We start from the raw sequence: 14,374 nt of genomic DNA, 5'->3' as shown, positions 1-14,374 counted from the left end.
CGCGCCGGAGTCGTCACGGTAAGGGGAAGGCGCTCATGCCTCCGGCGGAGCGTTCACACCGAGCAGGCTGCGCGCCATCTGAGCGACCCGAGGCGACGTGTGCGGCCCGAGCCAGAGCGTCCACTCCGCCGCTGGTTCGTCGCTGCAGGTCCACTCGACGCACCAGGCGTGCACGGCGGTCGCGAGCCGCTCGCCTCGTGCACGCGCCGTGAGGTCCTCGCCGCGCAGCAGCCAGCGCACCGAGACGCCCTCCGGTACGTCGATGTACCGCTGTTGAACACGCGCGACCGCCTCGATCATGACGACGCCGTGCGCGTCCCACGGCAGCCGTGCACAGATGCCGCGGATGCCTGCGACGTCGTGGACGTCCCCCGCGATCAGCACGGCGCCCTCGAGGTTCTCCCAGTCCGGGTCGTCCAGATGCTCGCATGCAGAAGTCACCCTTCGACTCTAAGTAAGGGTGCCCTAACTTGGCAAGAGCGTATCGGCCCTCACCCAGCTGGAGCGTCATATCCTGGAACGATGACCACTCCCGCAGCTGACTCGATCACCCTGTTCGGCGCCGACTGGTGCCGCGACTGCATCCGCACCAAGAAGCAGCTCGATGAGCTCGGCATCGGCTACACGTACGTCGACCTCGTCGCCGATCCGTCCGCGGCCGACGTCGCCAAGGAGATCTCCGGGCGCACGAACATTCCCGTCGTCGTCTACCCGGATGCTTCGCACCACGTCGAGCCGTCGAACGCGGACGTCGAGTCGAAGCTGCGCGAACTCGCACTGATCTGACCGCGCGCCGGCACCTCGCCGACGCCTAGGCTGAGACCACCGCAACAGGGGAGGCGCCGATGGCTTCGACGATGCAGACGGCCGAGCTCGACCAGGACGAACGCGAAGCACTCGACGCCGCGATCTCCGACCTCGCCGACGGCGCACGCACCTGGTCGCATCTGTCCGTGGCGCAGCGCGCAACACTGCTGCGTGCCGTGCGGGCAGCCGTCGCGGCCTCCGCCGACGAGTGGGCGAACACCGCGGCCGATTCCAAGGGGCTCACGGGCGGCCACCCGCTCCGCGGCGAGGAATGGCTGAGCGGCCCGTACAGCACGCTCGGCGCCCTGGACGCGTACGTCGAGACGCTCTCGCGCATCGCGGACGGACGCAATCCCCTCGATGGCGTGCGCGTCGACCGCGCCCCTGGCGGGCGCACCCGCGTGCACGCGTTCCCGCTGACCGGCACCGACAAACTGCTGCTGTCCGGATTCACCGGCGAGGTGTGGCTCGAACCGGACATCACCCCGCGCCAGGTGCGCGCGAGCGCCGGACTCGGACAGCGGACTCCGCACGAGCGCGGCGGCGTCGGACTCGTGCTCGGCGCGGGCAACGTCTCCTCCATCCCCGTGCTGGACGTGCTGTACGAACTGCTGGCGCACAACCGCGTCTCCCTGCTCAAGGTCAACCCGACGCAGGACGCGCTCGTGCCGGTCTTCGAGCACGCGCTGGCTCCGCTCATCGAGCCCGGTTTCCTGCGGATCGTACGCGGCGGCCCTGCCGTCGGCGGCTACCTCACGGCCCACCAGGACCTCGAGCACGTGCACATCACCGGATCGGCCGCGACGTTCGACTCGATCGTCTGGGGCCCTTCGACCGCTGAGCCTGCCGAAGCGTCAGGATCCAGCGCCGCGGGCAGACGCCGCCGCGAGGACCGCCCGCTGCTGAAGAAGCCCATCACCGCCGAGCTCGGCGGGGTCTCACCCATCATCGTCGTACCCGGCGAGTGGACGGATGCCGACCTCGCATTCCAGGCCGAGCACATCGCGACCATGCGCCTGCAGAACAGCGGACACAACTGCATCGCGGGTCAGGTCGTGATCGTGTCGCGCGACTGGGCGCAACGCGAACAGTTCCTGATCGCGCTGCGGCACGCGTACGCCAAGGCGCAGGAGCGGCCCGTCTGGTACCCGGGGGCGGACGCGCGCATGGCCCGGGCCGGCACGGACTATCCGGATGCCTTCGCCCTCGGCGACCGGCTGCTCGTCGAGATCGGCTCGACCGGCGACGCGGAAGCGCTCGAGACGACGGAGTACTTCGCCCCGGTGCTCGGCGTCGTGGAGTTCCCGGGCACCGGCCAGGAATTCCTGGATGCCGCGGTGCAGCACGCGAACGACAGACTGCAGGGCACGCTCGGCGCCAACCTGCTCATCGACCCGGCGACCGAACGCGCGCTCGGTGCCGGATTCGAACGCGCCCTCACGGCGCTGCACTACGGATCGATCGCCGTCAATGCCTGGACCGCGTTCGGGTTCATCACCCCGACGCTCACCTGGGGCGCGTTCCCCGGCGGAACGATCCAGGACGTCGGCAGCGGCATCGGCGTCGTGCACAACGCGCTGCTGCTCGACCATGTCGAGCGCTCGATCGTCCGCGGTCCGTTCCGCCCGTTCCCCCGGTCACTGCCCGGGGCCAACGGCGGCGGCCGCTTCACGATCCTGCCGAAGCCGCCGTGGTTCGTCACGGCCCGCACCGGATCTCAGGTCTCCGAGGGTCTGACGCGCTTCCGTGCGACCGGCAGCGTCCCCGTCCTGCTCAAGACCCTGCTGCAGGCGCTGCGCGCCTGACCCGCACCCACCGCCTGAAAGGCACCCCACCCCGTCCATATGGCGCGGGCTGGTGCGGAGCGGAGCACCGCGTCAGTCATCAGCGAAGAGATCCGTCGCGTCGCGGAGCGCGCGCTGGATGCCCGGTTCGGATGCCGCGTGCCCGGCGTCCTCCACGATCACGAACTCGGCCTCGGGCCACGCCCTGTGCAGGTCCCACGCGGTCATCATCGGCGTGCACACGTCGTAGCGCCCCTGCACGATGACGGCGGGGATGTGCCGGATCGCGTCGACGCCGGCGATCAGCTGCCCCTCGGCGAACCACCCGCGGTTCACGAAGAAGTGATTCTCGATCCGGGCGAACGCGACCGCGGCATCCGGGTCCGTCATGCGATCCACCGTGTCGGCATCCGGCCGCAGCGTGATGGTCGACGCCTCCCACGTGCTCCAGGCGACCGCGGCCGGAACGTGCACCGCCGGATCGGGATCGGTGAGCTTGCGGTGGTACGCGTCGATCATCCGGTTGCGTTCGAGCACCGGGATCGGCGCGATGTAGTCCTCCCAGAGATCCGGGAACAGCGCCGCCGCCCCGCCCTCGTAGAACCATTCCCGTTCGGCGCGGCGCAGCGTGAAGATGCCGCGGAGGATCAGTTCGGTCACGGCATCCGGATGCGTCTGCGCGTACGCGAGCGCGAGCGCGCTGCCCCACGATCCGCCGAACACCTGCCACTTCTCGATCCCGAGGTTCTTGCGCAGCAGCTCGATGTCGGCGATGAGGTGCGCCGTGGTGTTGAACCGCATGTCGACACCCGGGGTGCTCGCATGCGGAGTGCTGCGGCCGCAGCCGCGCTGGTCGAACAGCACGATGCGGTACTTCTCCGGGTCGAAGAACCGGCGATGCCACGGGGCGGTGCCGCCACCAGGTCCGCCGTGCAGGAAGACGACGGGCTTGCCCGCGGGGTTGCCGCTGACCTCCCACGCGATCCGCTGGCCGTCGCCGACGATCAGCATGCCGCTGTCATACGGCTCGATGGGTGGATACAGCGCATCCAGGTTCATCGTCTTCGACCCCCCGGTCTCGTACTTGCCACTGCGTTTCACGCTACCGCGAGGATCACCCGGCTTCGAGCTGGCTGTCCGGCACGGCGAACGTGTCGCAGACTCCGAGACCGTTCTGGTAGCCGTTCGCGAACCAGAACTGGCGCTGTTCGCTGGAGCCGTGCGTGAACGACTCGGGATTCGAGAAGCCGGACATCTCCTGGATGTGGTCGTCGCCGACGACGAGTGCGGCATTCAGCGCATCCTTGAGCTGGGTCTCGGTGGGCGCCTCCAGGTACGGGTCGCCGTCGGCATCCGTCGCCTCGGTCATGTCCCCGATCCACGCGCCGGCGTAGCAGTCGGCCTGCAGCTCGGTGCGCACGCCGTTGCTCGCCGGGCCCGTGCCGTTGTCCGGGTGCTTCGTCATGACACCGGTGATGTTCTGGATGTGGTGGCCCCACTCGTGCCCGATGATGTACAACTGGGCGAGGTCACCGGCGGAGGCGCCGAACTGCTGCTGCATGAGGTCGAAGAAGGTCGGGTCGATGTAGACGGTGACGTCCGCCGGGCAGTAGAAGGGTCCGACGGCGTTGGATGCCGTGCCGCATGCCGTCGATGTCTGACCGTCCACGACGATCATGCCCGGCTCGGTGTAGCCGTTCACGTTCTCGGCCCAGTACTCGTCGAGAGCGACCTGAGAGCCGGCGATCCGGCACTCGACCTTCGCGTTGGCGTCGGCACCCGTGTCGCATTCGTCCAGCGTCCCCTCCGACGAGGACGAGCCCTGATCGCCTGTTCCGCCGCCGAGGAACGGCGACAGGTCGATCTCGCCGCCGGAGAGCAGGCTGACCACGAGCACGGCGATCGCGCCGAGGCCGACGGCTCCTCCGCCGGCGATCGCCGCGGTGCGGCCGCGGCGCCGGGTGCGGTGACCGGAGATGTCGGCGTCGGGGTTGAACGTCATGGAAACGAGGGTAGCGCGCGGCGTAGTCTCGGGGCATGACCACCACGATCACCATCACGGGTGCGGGCGGGCAGATCGGCTACGCCCTGCTGTTCCGCATCGCCGCCGGAGACCTGCTCGGACCGGACGAGAAGGTGCGGCTGCGGCTGCTCGAGATCCCGCAGGGACTGAAGTCCGCCGAGGGTGCGGCGCTGGAGCTGCAGGACGGCGCGTTCGGGCTGCTCGAGGATGTCGAGGTGACGGATGCCGCGGCCACCGCCTTCGCGGGCTGCGACCTCGCCCTCCTGGTGGGCGCCCGTCCGCGCGGGCCGGGGATGGAGCGCGGCGACCTGCTCGCGGCGAACGGGAGCATCTTCGGTCCGCAGGGGGCGGCGATCGCCGAGAACGCGGCGCCGGGAGTACGCGTCACCGTCGTCGGCAACCCGGCGAACACGAATGCGCTGATCGCCGCGGCATCCGCGGAGGGCGTGCCGGCCGAACAGTTCTCGGCCCTGACCCGGCTGGACGAGAACCGTGCGCGGGCGCAGCTCGCCATCGCTCTCGATGCGCCGGTGTCGTCCGTACGCCGTGTGCCGATCTGGGGCAACCACTCCGCGACCCAGTTCCCCGATGTCTCGCACGCCACGGTCGATGGCCGATCGGCATCCGACGCCCTGGCCGAACGGGTCGGCGACGTGACGGCGTGGCTGGAGTCGACGTTCATCCCGCGGGTCGCGAAGCGCGGGGCCGAGATCATCGAGGTGCGCGGTTCGTCCTCCGTGGCTTCGGCGGCCAACGCGACGATCGACCACGTGCGGGACTGGGTGCGCGGCACCGACGACTGGACCAGTGCCGGCGTCGTCTCGCACGGCGAGTACGGCGTGCCCGAGGGGCTGATCTGCTCGTTCCCGGTGCGCTCCGTCGACGGCGCATGGCAGATCGTGGAAGGGGTGGAACCGGATGCCTGGGCGCAGGCGCGCATCTCGGCATCCGTCGCGGAGCTCGCCGACGAGCGGGAGGCGGTCCGCGCCCTCGGATTGGTGTGAGGACGACCGCCGGCAGGGCAGAATGGAACGCGGAGGTGCACTGATGCGCGAGACGACAGACCTGACGACGGGTGCCATGCACATCGGCGGTGCACTGACGAGTCCGGTGCATCTTCCGCACGCGGCGGCCGAATGCCCGAAGTGCTTCACCGAACTGCAGCAGAACCACGACTGGTGGCACGCGCGTCCGAGCGGATCACGCCTGGTTGGCCTCGTCGTGGCCCGTGACGGGATGCCCTCCGTGGTGACGCAGCGCGAAGAGCTGACCCGTTTCGGCGTCCCGATCGAAGGGTTCCGGCATCCGGCTCCGGAGATCCTGGAGAGCTGGAGCGACCGGCTGGCCCGCTTCATCTCGACGCTGAACAAGGGCGATGTCCTCGTCGTCGCGAACGTGCACGCCCTCGGCCGCGACCGGGACGAAGAGACCCGCACGGTCGCCGAACTGCGTCAGCGCGGGATCATGGTGAAGGTGCTCAGCCAGGACTCCCGTCACCTCGCCGACGCGATGCGCTGACCGCCGGATCAGTCGCCGTCGGCGTCCGCCTGGTTGCGAAGGGACTCGTCGTCGAGCAGCGGTAGATCGGCTCGCGTGACGACCTGACTCGTCACGGCGTACTCGACCAGGCGGGCGCGACGGTTCGACGCCAGCTTCCCAGGGCCGCCGCGCAGACCCTGCACGCCCATCCGGTCCAGCTTGTCGCACACGTTGTCGAGCTTGCGGTTGAACTTGCTGATCGTCCAGCCGAGGCGCTTCGCCGCCGCGCTCGATGACGGGAGCTCGTTCATGCTGACGCCCTCGCGGCGCAGCATCGGCTCGGCGAGCGAGAGGATGAGCTGCTTCTGCAGGGGCGTGAAGCGCGCGGGCATCACCGTCGTCTCTCCGCTCATCGACGCCTCGACCTGCCGGGAGACCTCGTACGGCGCCTGCTCGGTGTGCAGGTTGAGCTCGTAGGTCACCGGCCCGGCGGTGAACACGATCACGCTGCGTTCGAAGACGAGCGGCATCCGCGCACCGGGCGAGAGCCAGGACTGCACCGCGCCGCCCGCGCTGGAGACGGTAGCCGCCAGGCGCACCCCGATGTTCGCGAGCCACCACAGCCCGTGCCGGTGCTGGAGTTCGAGGAAGTGGCGATGCAGATACGGGTTGTCGTCGATGTCGAGATCGCCCTCGCGACCGATGATGAACGATCGATCGGCGGGAATGTCATGCCACTCGCCGGCGAACTCCAGACGCAACGGCACCGGCTGCCGATCATCCGCCGGACGGTCGAGCGGATCGGTCTCCGATGCAGGTGTCAGTTCAGTCACGTGAGCCCCCTCGGCACCTATCCTGCCACGCGTGGGGTGTTCACGCGGGGACGTCGATCTCCACGCTGACGAACCGCGAGCCGGGGATCTGCGTGACCTTCACGCTCGCGTCATCGAGCGAGCCGGCCGGCAATCCGAAGCGGGCCGCGATCTCGGCGTTGCTCATGCCGTCCAGCACGGCCGCTTCGCTCGCCGGCGCGAGGAAGCGTGAATCCCCCTGGCCCGTCCTGCCGTACTTGTCCGGGCTGTCCTGCCCGATCGCGTCCTCGTAGAGCTCCTCGACCGCCTGCTTCCCGGCTTTCTTCGGGATGCCCTTGACCTCGTCCCAGATCTCGCCGGGGGTCTCGCGGACCGCTTGCCCCACCGCTCCGCCGAGGTCGCGCGCCGGGTCGTAATCGGGATCACGATGGCGCGGCGTCTTCCCGGACAGCTGGTACTCCCGTCCGCGGGTGACGTCCTCGAGCATGTCGTACTTCTTGGCGTGCGACGTCGGCTTGTCCGCGCGGTGCTTCGGCACGTGGTTCGCGTTGCTGCGATCCACGCCGCGGATGGCGTCGGCATCCGCCCGGTGCTTGCCGCCTCGTTTGCGGAACGCTCCCGAGAAGCCCTTCTTGAACTCGTGTCCGGCGCCGTCGACGGCATCCATGATGTCGCGCATGACCTTCTTCATCGACATGGGTCAGTCTCCCGAGATCTGCAGGTTGGCGAGGTCGGCGAGCAGGCGGTCTGTGAGGTCCTCGACGTCGGCGGCGTGGGCATCCATGTCATCGGCGGCCTGATCGAGTGCCTCCAGGTCGGCGAAGAACTCGTCCACGTCGCCGATGTTGTCCTCGACCACTGGGGAATCCAGCAGCGCCATCGCGAGGCCGGGGACCTGGTCCACGAGCGGCTCGACCGCGAGCGGCAGCACTTCGCCGATGACCTTCTCGAGCGTCGCCTCCATGAGCATCGAGAAGAGCTTCTTGCGTGCCAGGATCAGCAGCGCGGCACCGCCTGCACCGAACGGACCGGCGGCCAGCAGCGGGACCAGCTGGATGAGGGTGAGGGTGACCTCGGCGATGACCTTGACCTTCAGCGCGAGAACGATCTCGGCGGCGATGTCGATGCCGACGGCGGCGGGACCCAGCACGTCGAGCAGCTGCTGCACGTTCTCGGAGCGGTTCCGATTCCACGCCGTCACATGCGCCACGCCGGTCTGGCCGCGCATCGCGGCCGCGATCTCGCCATTGATGCGACGGTCAGCGGTCTGGACGAGCGTCTCCATGTCGTCGCGGTATCCCCGCACGAGCACGGCGGCCTTGCGCACCTCGTCCTCGTCGATGTCGGGCCACTCCAGACCCATCTTGTCCATGATCCAGATGAGTTCGTTCGGCAGCATCATTCCCACGGCGGTCACCTCCGCATTCGACGCTAACCATCGACCGGGGATGCCGCGATGGGGAGATCAACCCATGGACGCGGGCGAGATTCTCAGTCGCGGGGAGGCTCGCCAGGCACGAAGTAGCGTGCGGGCGACAGGCCGGTGCGGATGATCGCGTCGCCGCCGGCGTCGAGGAACTGATCCATCGTGGCGACGCTGAGCGCACCGGACGGGTCGGCGACGATCACGTTGTCCACGACGGGGAGCAGCGAGGCCGTGCCCTTCGGCCATGCCGCGAAGGTCGTGGTCGCACCGCTGTCGAGGACCCGGATCTTCGGATCGATGTAACGCACGTCGGGACGTTGCAGCGCCGCCGTCTGCGCCTCGTACGCGCGAACACTGAACAGACGCAGGGCGCGCTGGATCCGCAGTTCCAGCGCGGGGAACTTCTCGAACCATCCGAACGGCGCCCATCCGTCCTCGGTCAGGATGATCGGATGCGCAGACACCAACGACCCCTCCGCATCGAACAGCTCCTCCGCGAGGTCCAGCACCCGCCCGACCGCCGCTTCGTCATCCGCTCCGACGATCGCCAGGCGGTCACGCGACAGCACGAACACCACCGGATCGCTCGCCAAGGACACTGTCGCCAACCGAGCCGGTTCCACCAGCACGGCCGCTGCGAGCGACTCGTCCGTGATGAGGATCACGCCGTCGACGGCATCCGGGAGAAGGCCGGCCGAGGCGATCGCCGCGGCGACGGCGTCGCCGAACGGTCGGGACCACGCCTGCGACTCGCCCTGCGTGACCGCAGCGCCGGTGACGGCCGCGGTCAGGCCGACGAAGATCTCACCGCCGACGTACTCCACGCGAGGGTGCGCCTCACCCGGTGCCGTGATCGACAGCACGCCGAGCTCGCTCGCCCCGTACACGCGAGCGGTCTCGCTCACTCCGACATTCCCGAACGCGCTCGTCACGATCCCCGACCTTCCGTCTTGTGCTCTGCCAGGCTACCGGCTGCGCCCCATTCGGCGAGCGCGACGACGTCCGCCCTTGACCACGACAGATCCCGTGGGTTCACCCCGCGACGCCAGATGCCTCGTCGCCGACCCGAGCCTTGTGAAGGTCCACGACCTCCGACCACGACCACCCTATGTCGATGCCTCGCACGGGCTTGGTCGCCCGAGTCTCGGACACCCAGCTCGCGGGCACGATGTGCAGCGCCAGCGACGCTGTTCCGGTTTCCTCGTCGCCGGCGCGGACCAGCCCGATCCCCACCGTCGTCGAGACCGTCCAGAACGTCGCCTTCGTCGCCGCGGCCTGGCCGAGAGCACGCGCGTACGAAGCGATGCTGTCACCTCGATGCTCATCGAGTTCGGCGAGCGTGGATCCGCTCCGAGCCCAGTAATAGCCGGAGCCCTCCATCTGGGTCGCGAACTCGGCGATCTCCTCTGCCGTGACGCCTCTGCTTCCGCTCTGCGGATCGCCCAGCCACGCGAGTGGCAGGATCCGCGCGTCACCGCGCACGAGAACCGGGACGCTCGGAGGAAGCCAGCCGTCTTCGGCGATGCTCAGCGCGTCCTCCCACGGGCCATCAGCCCGCCGGACCCGCGAACGGCCTTCGTAGGGCAGAATGGCTCCGGCAACGACGGACGCCGGTCCGAATGCTGCCTCATCGCCCCGGGAGACATCTCGATCAAGGTTCACGCGCGGTCACCGCCTCAAAAGCTGAACGGCCGAGACGAACCGGGCCACTCACCGGGGTTGTACGAGTCGCCCGGGTAGAACTCGCCGTTGTTCGTTCCCTTGGCGAAGTCGGGGATGTCGATCACGGCTTCAGGAATGCCACTGGGCAGGTAACCGCCCGGGATCCACTTGTCCGGGTCGGTGCCGCCCTCGTTGCCCGACGGCATTCGGAGTCCGTCTAGTTCGTGGGGGCCGAAGTCGCGCATCACGATGTCGCCACCGGCGAAGAAATTGCGCCCGAGCCCCAGTGCCTCTCCCAGGTCTTCGGGACTGTCCACCTGGTTCATCAGCGCCTGCAGCTGATCGGTCGGGAACACGTACGTCGTGTTGCTCCCATCGGCGGCCATGTTGTTGCCGGGGCCGTACCCGTCCAACGAGTCCTTCTTGTAGAAGTGCGTCGCCCCGTTCGCGAACTGATCGAGGTGGTTGTCGATGTAGTCCTTGTCGAGGTACTCGGAAGGATTCGGTCGATCCCCCTTCCCCCAGGCGACCACCTCATTCGGCTCCCATTTGCCGTCCGTCTTCCACCCGCCCTGAAGCGGGTGCGTGACGTCGGCGGAGTCCAGATTCTGGACCTCGCTCGTGTTCCGTTTCGAAGCGGCGCCGTGCTTGCGGAACATCTCGGCCAGTTGCTTGATGTGCACGGGCATATCGTCCAGCGATCGCAGCAGGGGCCGGATCGCGTCGTCACCGAATTTGCCCATGTCAGTCTCCCGTGATGTTCAGGCCGGCCAGATCGGACATCAGCCGATCCGTGAGCGAATCGACGTCCGAGGCGTGCTGCTCCATCTCGCCCTCGGCCTGCTCCAGCGCTTGCAGGTCCGCGTAGAACTCGTCGGGGTCACCCGCGACGGCCTCGACGATCGGGGAGTCCAGCGCCGCCATGATCATGCCTGGGAGCTGCTCGGCCAGAGGCTCGATCGCCATGGGCAGCAATTGGTTCAGCAGCTGCTCGATCGCGATGTCGACCACCGCGTTGAGCAGCTTCTTCTTCAACAGCACCATCGGGCCTGCGCCGAGAGCGGTGACCGGGTTGGTCAGCATGCCCACCAGCGCGATCATCGTCGTCGTCACGTCGACGATGACCTTCATCTTCAGCGCGAACACGGCGTCCGCCGCGATGTCCATCGCCGGCGGCACGGGCCCGAGCAGATCGATGAGCCCCTGCAGATTCTGGGAGCGGTTCGCGTTCCAGGCACCGACGTACGCCGGACCCGCCTGCCCGCGCATCGCCGCTGCGAGGTCCCCGTTGACCTTGCGATCCATCACCTGGATCTTCGTCTCCAGCTCGTCGCGGAAGACGCCGACGATACCTGCGCCACGGCGCAGTTCGTCCTCATCGATGTCCGGCCACTCGAACCCGAGCTTCTCCATCACCCAGATGAGCTCATTCGGCAACATCATTCCCATACGGTGCAAACCTCCTCGAGAACTCTACGGGCAGGCGCCGAGCCGCCGCGATGGGGAGAACAACCCATGTTCAGAACACCCGCGCCTCGTGCCCGAGGTGCGCCGCCAGATCCACGATCGCCTCGGCATCCGCCCGCCTGACGGCCACGAGGGGGAAGGCATCCGAGTCCTCCTCGAGGTACACGATGCGCAGGTCGTGCGGCGCGAGAAGCAGATCGGCCGCGGCGATCGCGTCCGGCAGCTCGTCGATGTCGGCGACTGGCCCGAGGTCGACGGACGTGCGGAACACGCGCGGCAGCCCGGCGAGGGCGTCCGCGAGCTCGGCCCCGAGATCCTGCGTCTCCAGGTAGGCGAGCGCTCCGGCGTCGTCCAGGCCGTCGATGACCGCCAGCCAGGGGTCGGCATCCGGATCCGCCGCAGCGGACTCCACCGAAGCGAGCAGTTCGGGGTCGTCATCGAGCAGCCGGCCCAGCCGTGCCCAGTCCTGCACCGACCCGCTCATGGGAGTGCCGCTCACGGGACCACCGCCCACTGCACAGCGCCGTACGTCAGCGGCGCCGCCGCGCCATTGCGCGGCGCGACTCCGGTCACGTCCTTGTCGACGATCGTGATCCGGGGGTTGGTCGCGATCGGCAGCGCGACAGCCGCGCGCACGATCGAGGCCTCGACGATCGCGAGCACCTCTCTCGCCTCGTAGACGTCGGTGGTCTGCGCGAGCTCGGTGATCAGAGCATCCCGATCCGCATCCGCGTGACCGGTGACGGATGCCGAGCCGCCGCTGCCCCACTGCACGGCGATCTGCTCCGGCGTCTGCGGAATCGGCACCCGGGCGATCACGGCATCCCATCTCCCCTGCGCGAGCGCCGCGCGATAGTCGTCGCTGCCGCAGTCGATCGCGTTCCAACCGGACTCCGCGGCGCTCTCCCGCAGCGCCGCGAAGGCACCGGTGGCGAACTCGCTGTGCCGGTCGTACAGCACGCAGACCGCGGCGCCGTCCGGGACACCGGCGAACTCGCGCTGGAGCGCCGGGTCGTCTCCCGGCTCTCCGAGCAGTTCCGCGAACCCGGAGTCCTCGTTCACGATGTCGTACGCGCGCGAACCCGGAGCCGCCAGCATCGCGGTGCTCGCGGTGTAGGCGGACGCCCACTCCCCCGCACCACGGTCCACCATCGGTCGCACCGGCACCGCGTGGATGAAGGCGATTCTGGCCTGCTGCTGCGCGAAGACGCCTGCAGGCTTCAGCAGCAGGCTCCAGAGGGTGCCGTCGTGGGTCGTCGTGACCGCGAAGTCCTTGCGTTCGAGGTCGTGGATCGGCGCCCGGTTCGACGCGGTCGGAGCGACCTGCGCGACATCGAGCACCTGACCGATCGCGCCCACCGGGTCGTCCCCCGGCGGCACCAGATCGATCCTGGCGATCTGCGGGGTCACCGGACCGCGGTACGCCGCATTGGGCACGAGCGTCACGCTCTGCCCCGCCTCCGCCGCGACGATCTCGTCGATCGTGAACGGGCCGCTCGAGATCAGCAGGTCGGCGGGGACGTCCGAGGGGTCTGTGAACGCGAACCCGGTGTTCCACACCTCGGCGATCTTCTCGAGGGCCGCCGTGTCAGCGTCCTCGATCGCGCGGATGACCGCCTGCTTCGCCTCCATCGCATCATCGATGCCGAACGCCCGCTGGCCCACGACGTGCGCAGGGACGGGTACGGGGACGCGTTGCTGCCAGTCGATATCGGGTCCGGGGAAGGTCACGTCGATCGCGCGAGCGAACTCGTCGACGACGGGTGTCTCCTCGGCGAGCTGCGGCTCGACGGGAGCCTCGGCATCCTCCGGCTGCGTCGGGAAGTACCCGGATGCTCCGGTCCAGCCGAGCATCAGGTCGGCGGCGTCGAGCGGGATGCCGTCCGACCAGGCCGGCTCCGCGAGGTCGTAGCGGACAGTGAACGGGTCGTCGCTGACGATGCTCGCCGTGCCGAACCCCTCATCGGGGACGAACTCGCCGTCGACCACGTCGCCGAAACCGGCACGGATCAGCTCGGCGATATCGATGTTCCCGGACGTCGGGGCGGTGGCCGCGTTCGTGGAGGTGAGCTCCCCTGTCCACCCCACCGTGATCGCCGACCCGGCCACCACGGTCGCCGGCAGCGCGGGCGCGCAGGCGGCGAGGCCTGCCGCGAGCAGCACGATGAGGGATGCCGCGATACGGCGATGCGCCCTCATCACCTCGCCGTCACACGTAGTCGGTGCCGTCGTCGGCTTCGGCGGCCATCTCGCGATACGGCTCGCTCTCTTCGCTCTCCAGCCACGCGCGCGCGTGCTCCAGCAGAACGGCAGGAGACTCCTCGGCCTCCTGCGCCGAGCCGAACGGACCGAGGGTGTCCTCCGACGGGCGCTCGTCGGCGCGCACGACGGTCTGCGTGCTCAGGTTGTACCAGTAGGGCTGTGAACCGCTCATCAGCGCTCTCCTCCGCTCGTCTTGGTGATTCTATGCGAAAGGTCGTGGTGCACGTCCCCCCGGACGGGCACCACGACCTCTCTGAGAGCCGTGCGGATCAGCCGCCGGCGAGCTCGGCGTCCTTGTCGCGGATCGAGTCCGCCATGCGGTCGAGCGCGTCGGCCATGTCGTTGACGGCCTCGGCGGCATCGTCCAGCGACGAGGTCAGCTCGTTGTACGCGGTCGAGTACGCGTCGGACGCGTTCTCGGTCTTGAACCCGTCCTGCACGAGGTCATCGATGACCGCCTGCAGCTCCTTCAGCGTGTCGGTGACGGTGCTGCGACCGTCGCGGAGGCGCGAAGCCGCGCTCTCCATCTCGCTGTATGTTGCCCCGAAATCATGTCCGGCCATGAGAACCGCCTCCCAGCGTTCGTCGTCTTCAGGCCCTGCGGCCTCTTACGTCGAGGTTAGCCAATGAACGTCGAGCGGCAAACGGGGAG

Annotated in this window: 18 protein-coding genes; 4 read left to right on the top strand and 14 right to left on the bottom strand. The window is 68.8% G+C overall.

Annotated elements, in window-relative coordinates; genetic code table 11:
• Positions 1-33: 33 nt before the first annotated feature.
• Entirely contained in the window at positions 34-441 is a 408-nt protein-coding gene (locus M2317_RS13015) for an SIP domain-containing protein (RefSeq protein ID WP_429460800.1), read from the bottom strand.
• Between the two features lie 81 nt (positions 442-522).
• On the opposite strand from M2317_RS13015, the gene M2317_RS13010 reads away from it, so the two are divergent.
• Together M2317_RS13010 and M2317_RS13005 are read left to right on the top strand one after the other, a co-directional pair.
• Positions 523-786 carry a glutaredoxin family protein gene (locus M2317_RS13010; protein WP_429460799.1) on the top strand — a complete coding sequence of 88 codons (264 nt, stop codon included), beginning with the start codon at positions 523-525 and terminating at the stop codon, positions 784-786.
• A 59-nt stretch (positions 787-845) separates the two neighbouring features.
• Positions 846-2,612, top strand: a complete 1,767-nt coding sequence (locus M2317_RS13005; protein ID WP_429460798.1) for an aldehyde dehydrogenase family protein — start codon at positions 846-848, stop codon at positions 2,610-2,612.
• Positions 2,613-2,684: 72 nt separating this feature from the next.
• On the opposite strand, the gene pip is transcribed toward M2317_RS13005, so the two are convergent.
• Both pip and ypfJ read right to left on the bottom strand, forming a co-directional pair.
• Positions 2,685-3,650 (bottom strand): prolyl aminopeptidase, encoded by a 966-nt coding sequence (pip, locus tag M2317_RS13000; protein ID WP_429461156.1) that lies wholly within the window; start codon positions 3,648-3,650, stop codon positions 2,685-2,687.
• Positions 3,651-3,705: 55 nt separating this feature from the next.
• Entirely contained in the window at positions 3,706-4,593 is an 888-nt protein-coding gene (gene ypfJ, locus M2317_RS12995; RefSeq protein WP_429460795.1) for a KPN_02809 family neutral zinc metallopeptidase, read from the bottom strand.
• A gap of 35 nt (positions 4,594-4,628) precedes the next feature.
• On the opposite strand from ypfJ, the gene M2317_RS12990 reads away from it, so the two are divergent.
• Together M2317_RS12990 and M2317_RS12985 are read left to right on the top strand one after the other, a co-directional pair.
• On the top strand, positions 4,629-5,618 hold the full coding sequence (locus M2317_RS12990; RefSeq protein ID WP_429460793.1) for a malate dehydrogenase: 990 nt from the start codon (positions 4,629-4,631) through the stop codon (positions 5,616-5,618).
• 43 nt (positions 5,619-5,661) lie between these two features.
• Entirely contained in the window at positions 5,662-6,132 is a 471-nt protein-coding gene (locus tag M2317_RS12985; RefSeq protein WP_429460792.1) for a recombinase family protein, read from the top strand.
• A gap of 8 nt (positions 6,133-6,140) precedes the next feature.
• Here M2317_RS12985 and M2317_RS12980 read toward each other — a convergent pair whose 3' ends face one another.
• The 11 genes from M2317_RS12980 to M2317_RS12930 form a co-directional block, all read right to left on the bottom strand.
• On the bottom strand, positions 6,141-6,860 hold the full coding sequence (locus M2317_RS12980) for a hypothetical protein (RefSeq protein WP_429461155.1): 720 nt from the start codon (positions 6,858-6,860) through the stop codon (positions 6,141-6,143).
• A gap of 106 nt (positions 6,861-6,966) precedes the next feature.
• Entirely contained in the window at positions 6,967-7,602 is a 636-nt protein-coding gene (locus M2317_RS12975; protein WP_429460790.1) for a hypothetical protein, read from the bottom strand.
• 3 nt (positions 7,603-7,605) lie between these two features.
• Positions 7,606-8,322, bottom strand: a complete 717-nt coding sequence (locus M2317_RS12970) for a hypothetical protein (RefSeq protein ID WP_429460788.1) — start codon at positions 8,320-8,322, stop codon at positions 7,606-7,608.
• A gap of 74 nt (positions 8,323-8,396) precedes the next feature.
• On the bottom strand, positions 8,397-9,236 hold the full coding sequence (locus M2317_RS12965) for a hypothetical protein (RefSeq protein WP_429460786.1): 840 nt from the start codon (positions 9,234-9,236) through the stop codon (positions 8,397-8,399).
• A 127-nt stretch (positions 9,237-9,363) separates the two neighbouring features.
• Positions 9,364-9,993: a hypothetical protein gene (locus M2317_RS12960; protein ID WP_429460784.1), complete on the bottom strand. Its 630-nt coding sequence runs from the start codon at positions 9,991-9,993 to the stop codon at positions 9,364-9,366.
• A 14-nt stretch (positions 9,994-10,007) separates the two neighbouring features.
• Complete coding sequence (locus M2317_RS12955; RefSeq protein ID WP_429460782.1) at positions 10,008-10,736, bottom strand: hypothetical protein; 729 nt, start codon at positions 10,734-10,736, stop codon at positions 10,008-10,010.
• A 1-nt stretch (position 10,737) separates the two neighbouring features.
• The gene (locus M2317_RS12950) at positions 10,738-11,436 is read right to left on the bottom strand and encodes a hypothetical protein (RefSeq protein ID WP_429460780.1); all 699 of its coding nucleotides are present in this window, start codon (positions 11,434-11,436) and stop codon (positions 10,738-10,740) included.
• Positions 11,437-11,512: 76 nt separating this feature from the next.
• Positions 11,513-11,959, bottom strand: coding sequence for a DUF6630 family protein (locus M2317_RS12945; RefSeq protein WP_429460779.1), 447 nt, complete (start codon positions 11,957-11,959; stop codon positions 11,513-11,515).
• Positions 11,956-13,659 (bottom strand): ABC transporter substrate-binding protein, encoded by a 1,704-nt coding sequence (locus tag M2317_RS12940; RefSeq protein ID WP_429460777.1) that lies wholly within the window; start codon positions 13,657-13,659, stop codon positions 11,956-11,958. The genes M2317_RS12945 and M2317_RS12940 overlap by 4 nt, the downstream gene beginning before the upstream one ends.
• A gap of 10 nt (positions 13,660-13,669) precedes the next feature.
• The gene (locus M2317_RS12935; protein ID WP_429460775.1) at positions 13,670-13,894 is read right to left on the bottom strand and encodes a hypothetical protein; all 225 of its coding nucleotides are present in this window, start codon (positions 13,892-13,894) and stop codon (positions 13,670-13,672) included.
• Positions 13,895-13,991: 97 nt separating this feature from the next.
• A complete protein-coding gene (locus tag M2317_RS12930; RefSeq protein WP_376178963.1) occupies positions 13,992-14,285 on the bottom strand; it encodes a WXG100 family type VII secretion target in 294 nt (97 codons plus the stop codon).
• Between the last annotated feature and the right edge of the window lie 89 nt (positions 14,286-14,374).

Source organism: Microbacterium sp. ZKA21, from assembly GCF_050434165.1.
Lineage (GTDB): Bacteria > Actinomycetota > Actinomycetes > Actinomycetales > Microbacteriaceae > Microbacterium.
The sequence above is the reverse complement of the archived record's forward strand: the minus strand, read 5'-3'. Positions and strand labels throughout refer to the sequence as shown.

Excerpts from the sequence above, each read along its gene's own strand:
- M2317_RS13010 (WP_429460799.1), top strand. The coding sequence starts at position 523 with ATGACCACTCCCGCAGCTGACTCGATCACCCTGTTCGGCGCCGACTGG.
- M2317_RS13005 (WP_429460798.1), top strand. The coding sequence starts at position 846 with ATGGCTTCGACGATGCAGACGGCCGAGCTCGACCAGGACGAACGCGAA.
- pip (WP_429461156.1), bottom strand. The coding sequence starts at position 3,650 with ATGAACCTGGATGCGCTGTATCCACCCATCGAGCCGTATGACAGCGGC.
- ypfJ (WP_429460795.1), bottom strand. The coding sequence starts at position 4,593 with ATGACGTTCAACCCCGACGCCGACATCTCCGGTCACCGCACCCGGCGC.
- M2317_RS12990 (WP_429460793.1), top strand. The coding sequence starts at position 4,629 with ATGACCACCACGATCACCATCACGGGTGCGGGCGGGCAGATCGGCTAC.
- M2317_RS12985 (WP_429460792.1), top strand. The coding sequence starts at position 5,662 with ATGCGCGAGACGACAGACCTGACGACGGGTGCCATGCACATCGGCGGT.
- M2317_RS12975 (WP_429460790.1), bottom strand. The coding sequence starts at position 7,602 with ATGTCGATGAAGAAGGTCATGCGCGACATCATGGATGCCGTCGACGGC.
- M2317_RS12955 (WP_429460782.1), bottom strand. The coding sequence starts at position 10,736 with ATGGGCAAATTCGGTGACGACGCGATCCGGCCCCTGCTGCGATCGCTG.
- M2317_RS12950 (WP_429460780.1), bottom strand. The coding sequence starts at position 11,436 with ATGATGTTGCCGAATGAGCTCATCTGGGTGATGGAGAAGCTCGGGTTC.
- M2317_RS12940 (WP_429460777.1), bottom strand. The coding sequence starts at position 13,659 with ATGAGGGCGCATCGCCGTATCGCGGCATCCCTCATCGTGCTGCTCGCG.
- M2317_RS12935 (WP_429460775.1), bottom strand. The coding sequence starts at position 13,894 with ATGAGCGGTTCACAGCCCTACTGGTACAACCTGAGCACGCAGACCGTC.
- M2317_RS12930 (WP_376178963.1), bottom strand. The coding sequence starts at position 14,285 with ATGGCCGGACATGATTTCGGGGCAACATACAGCGAGATGGAGAGCGCG.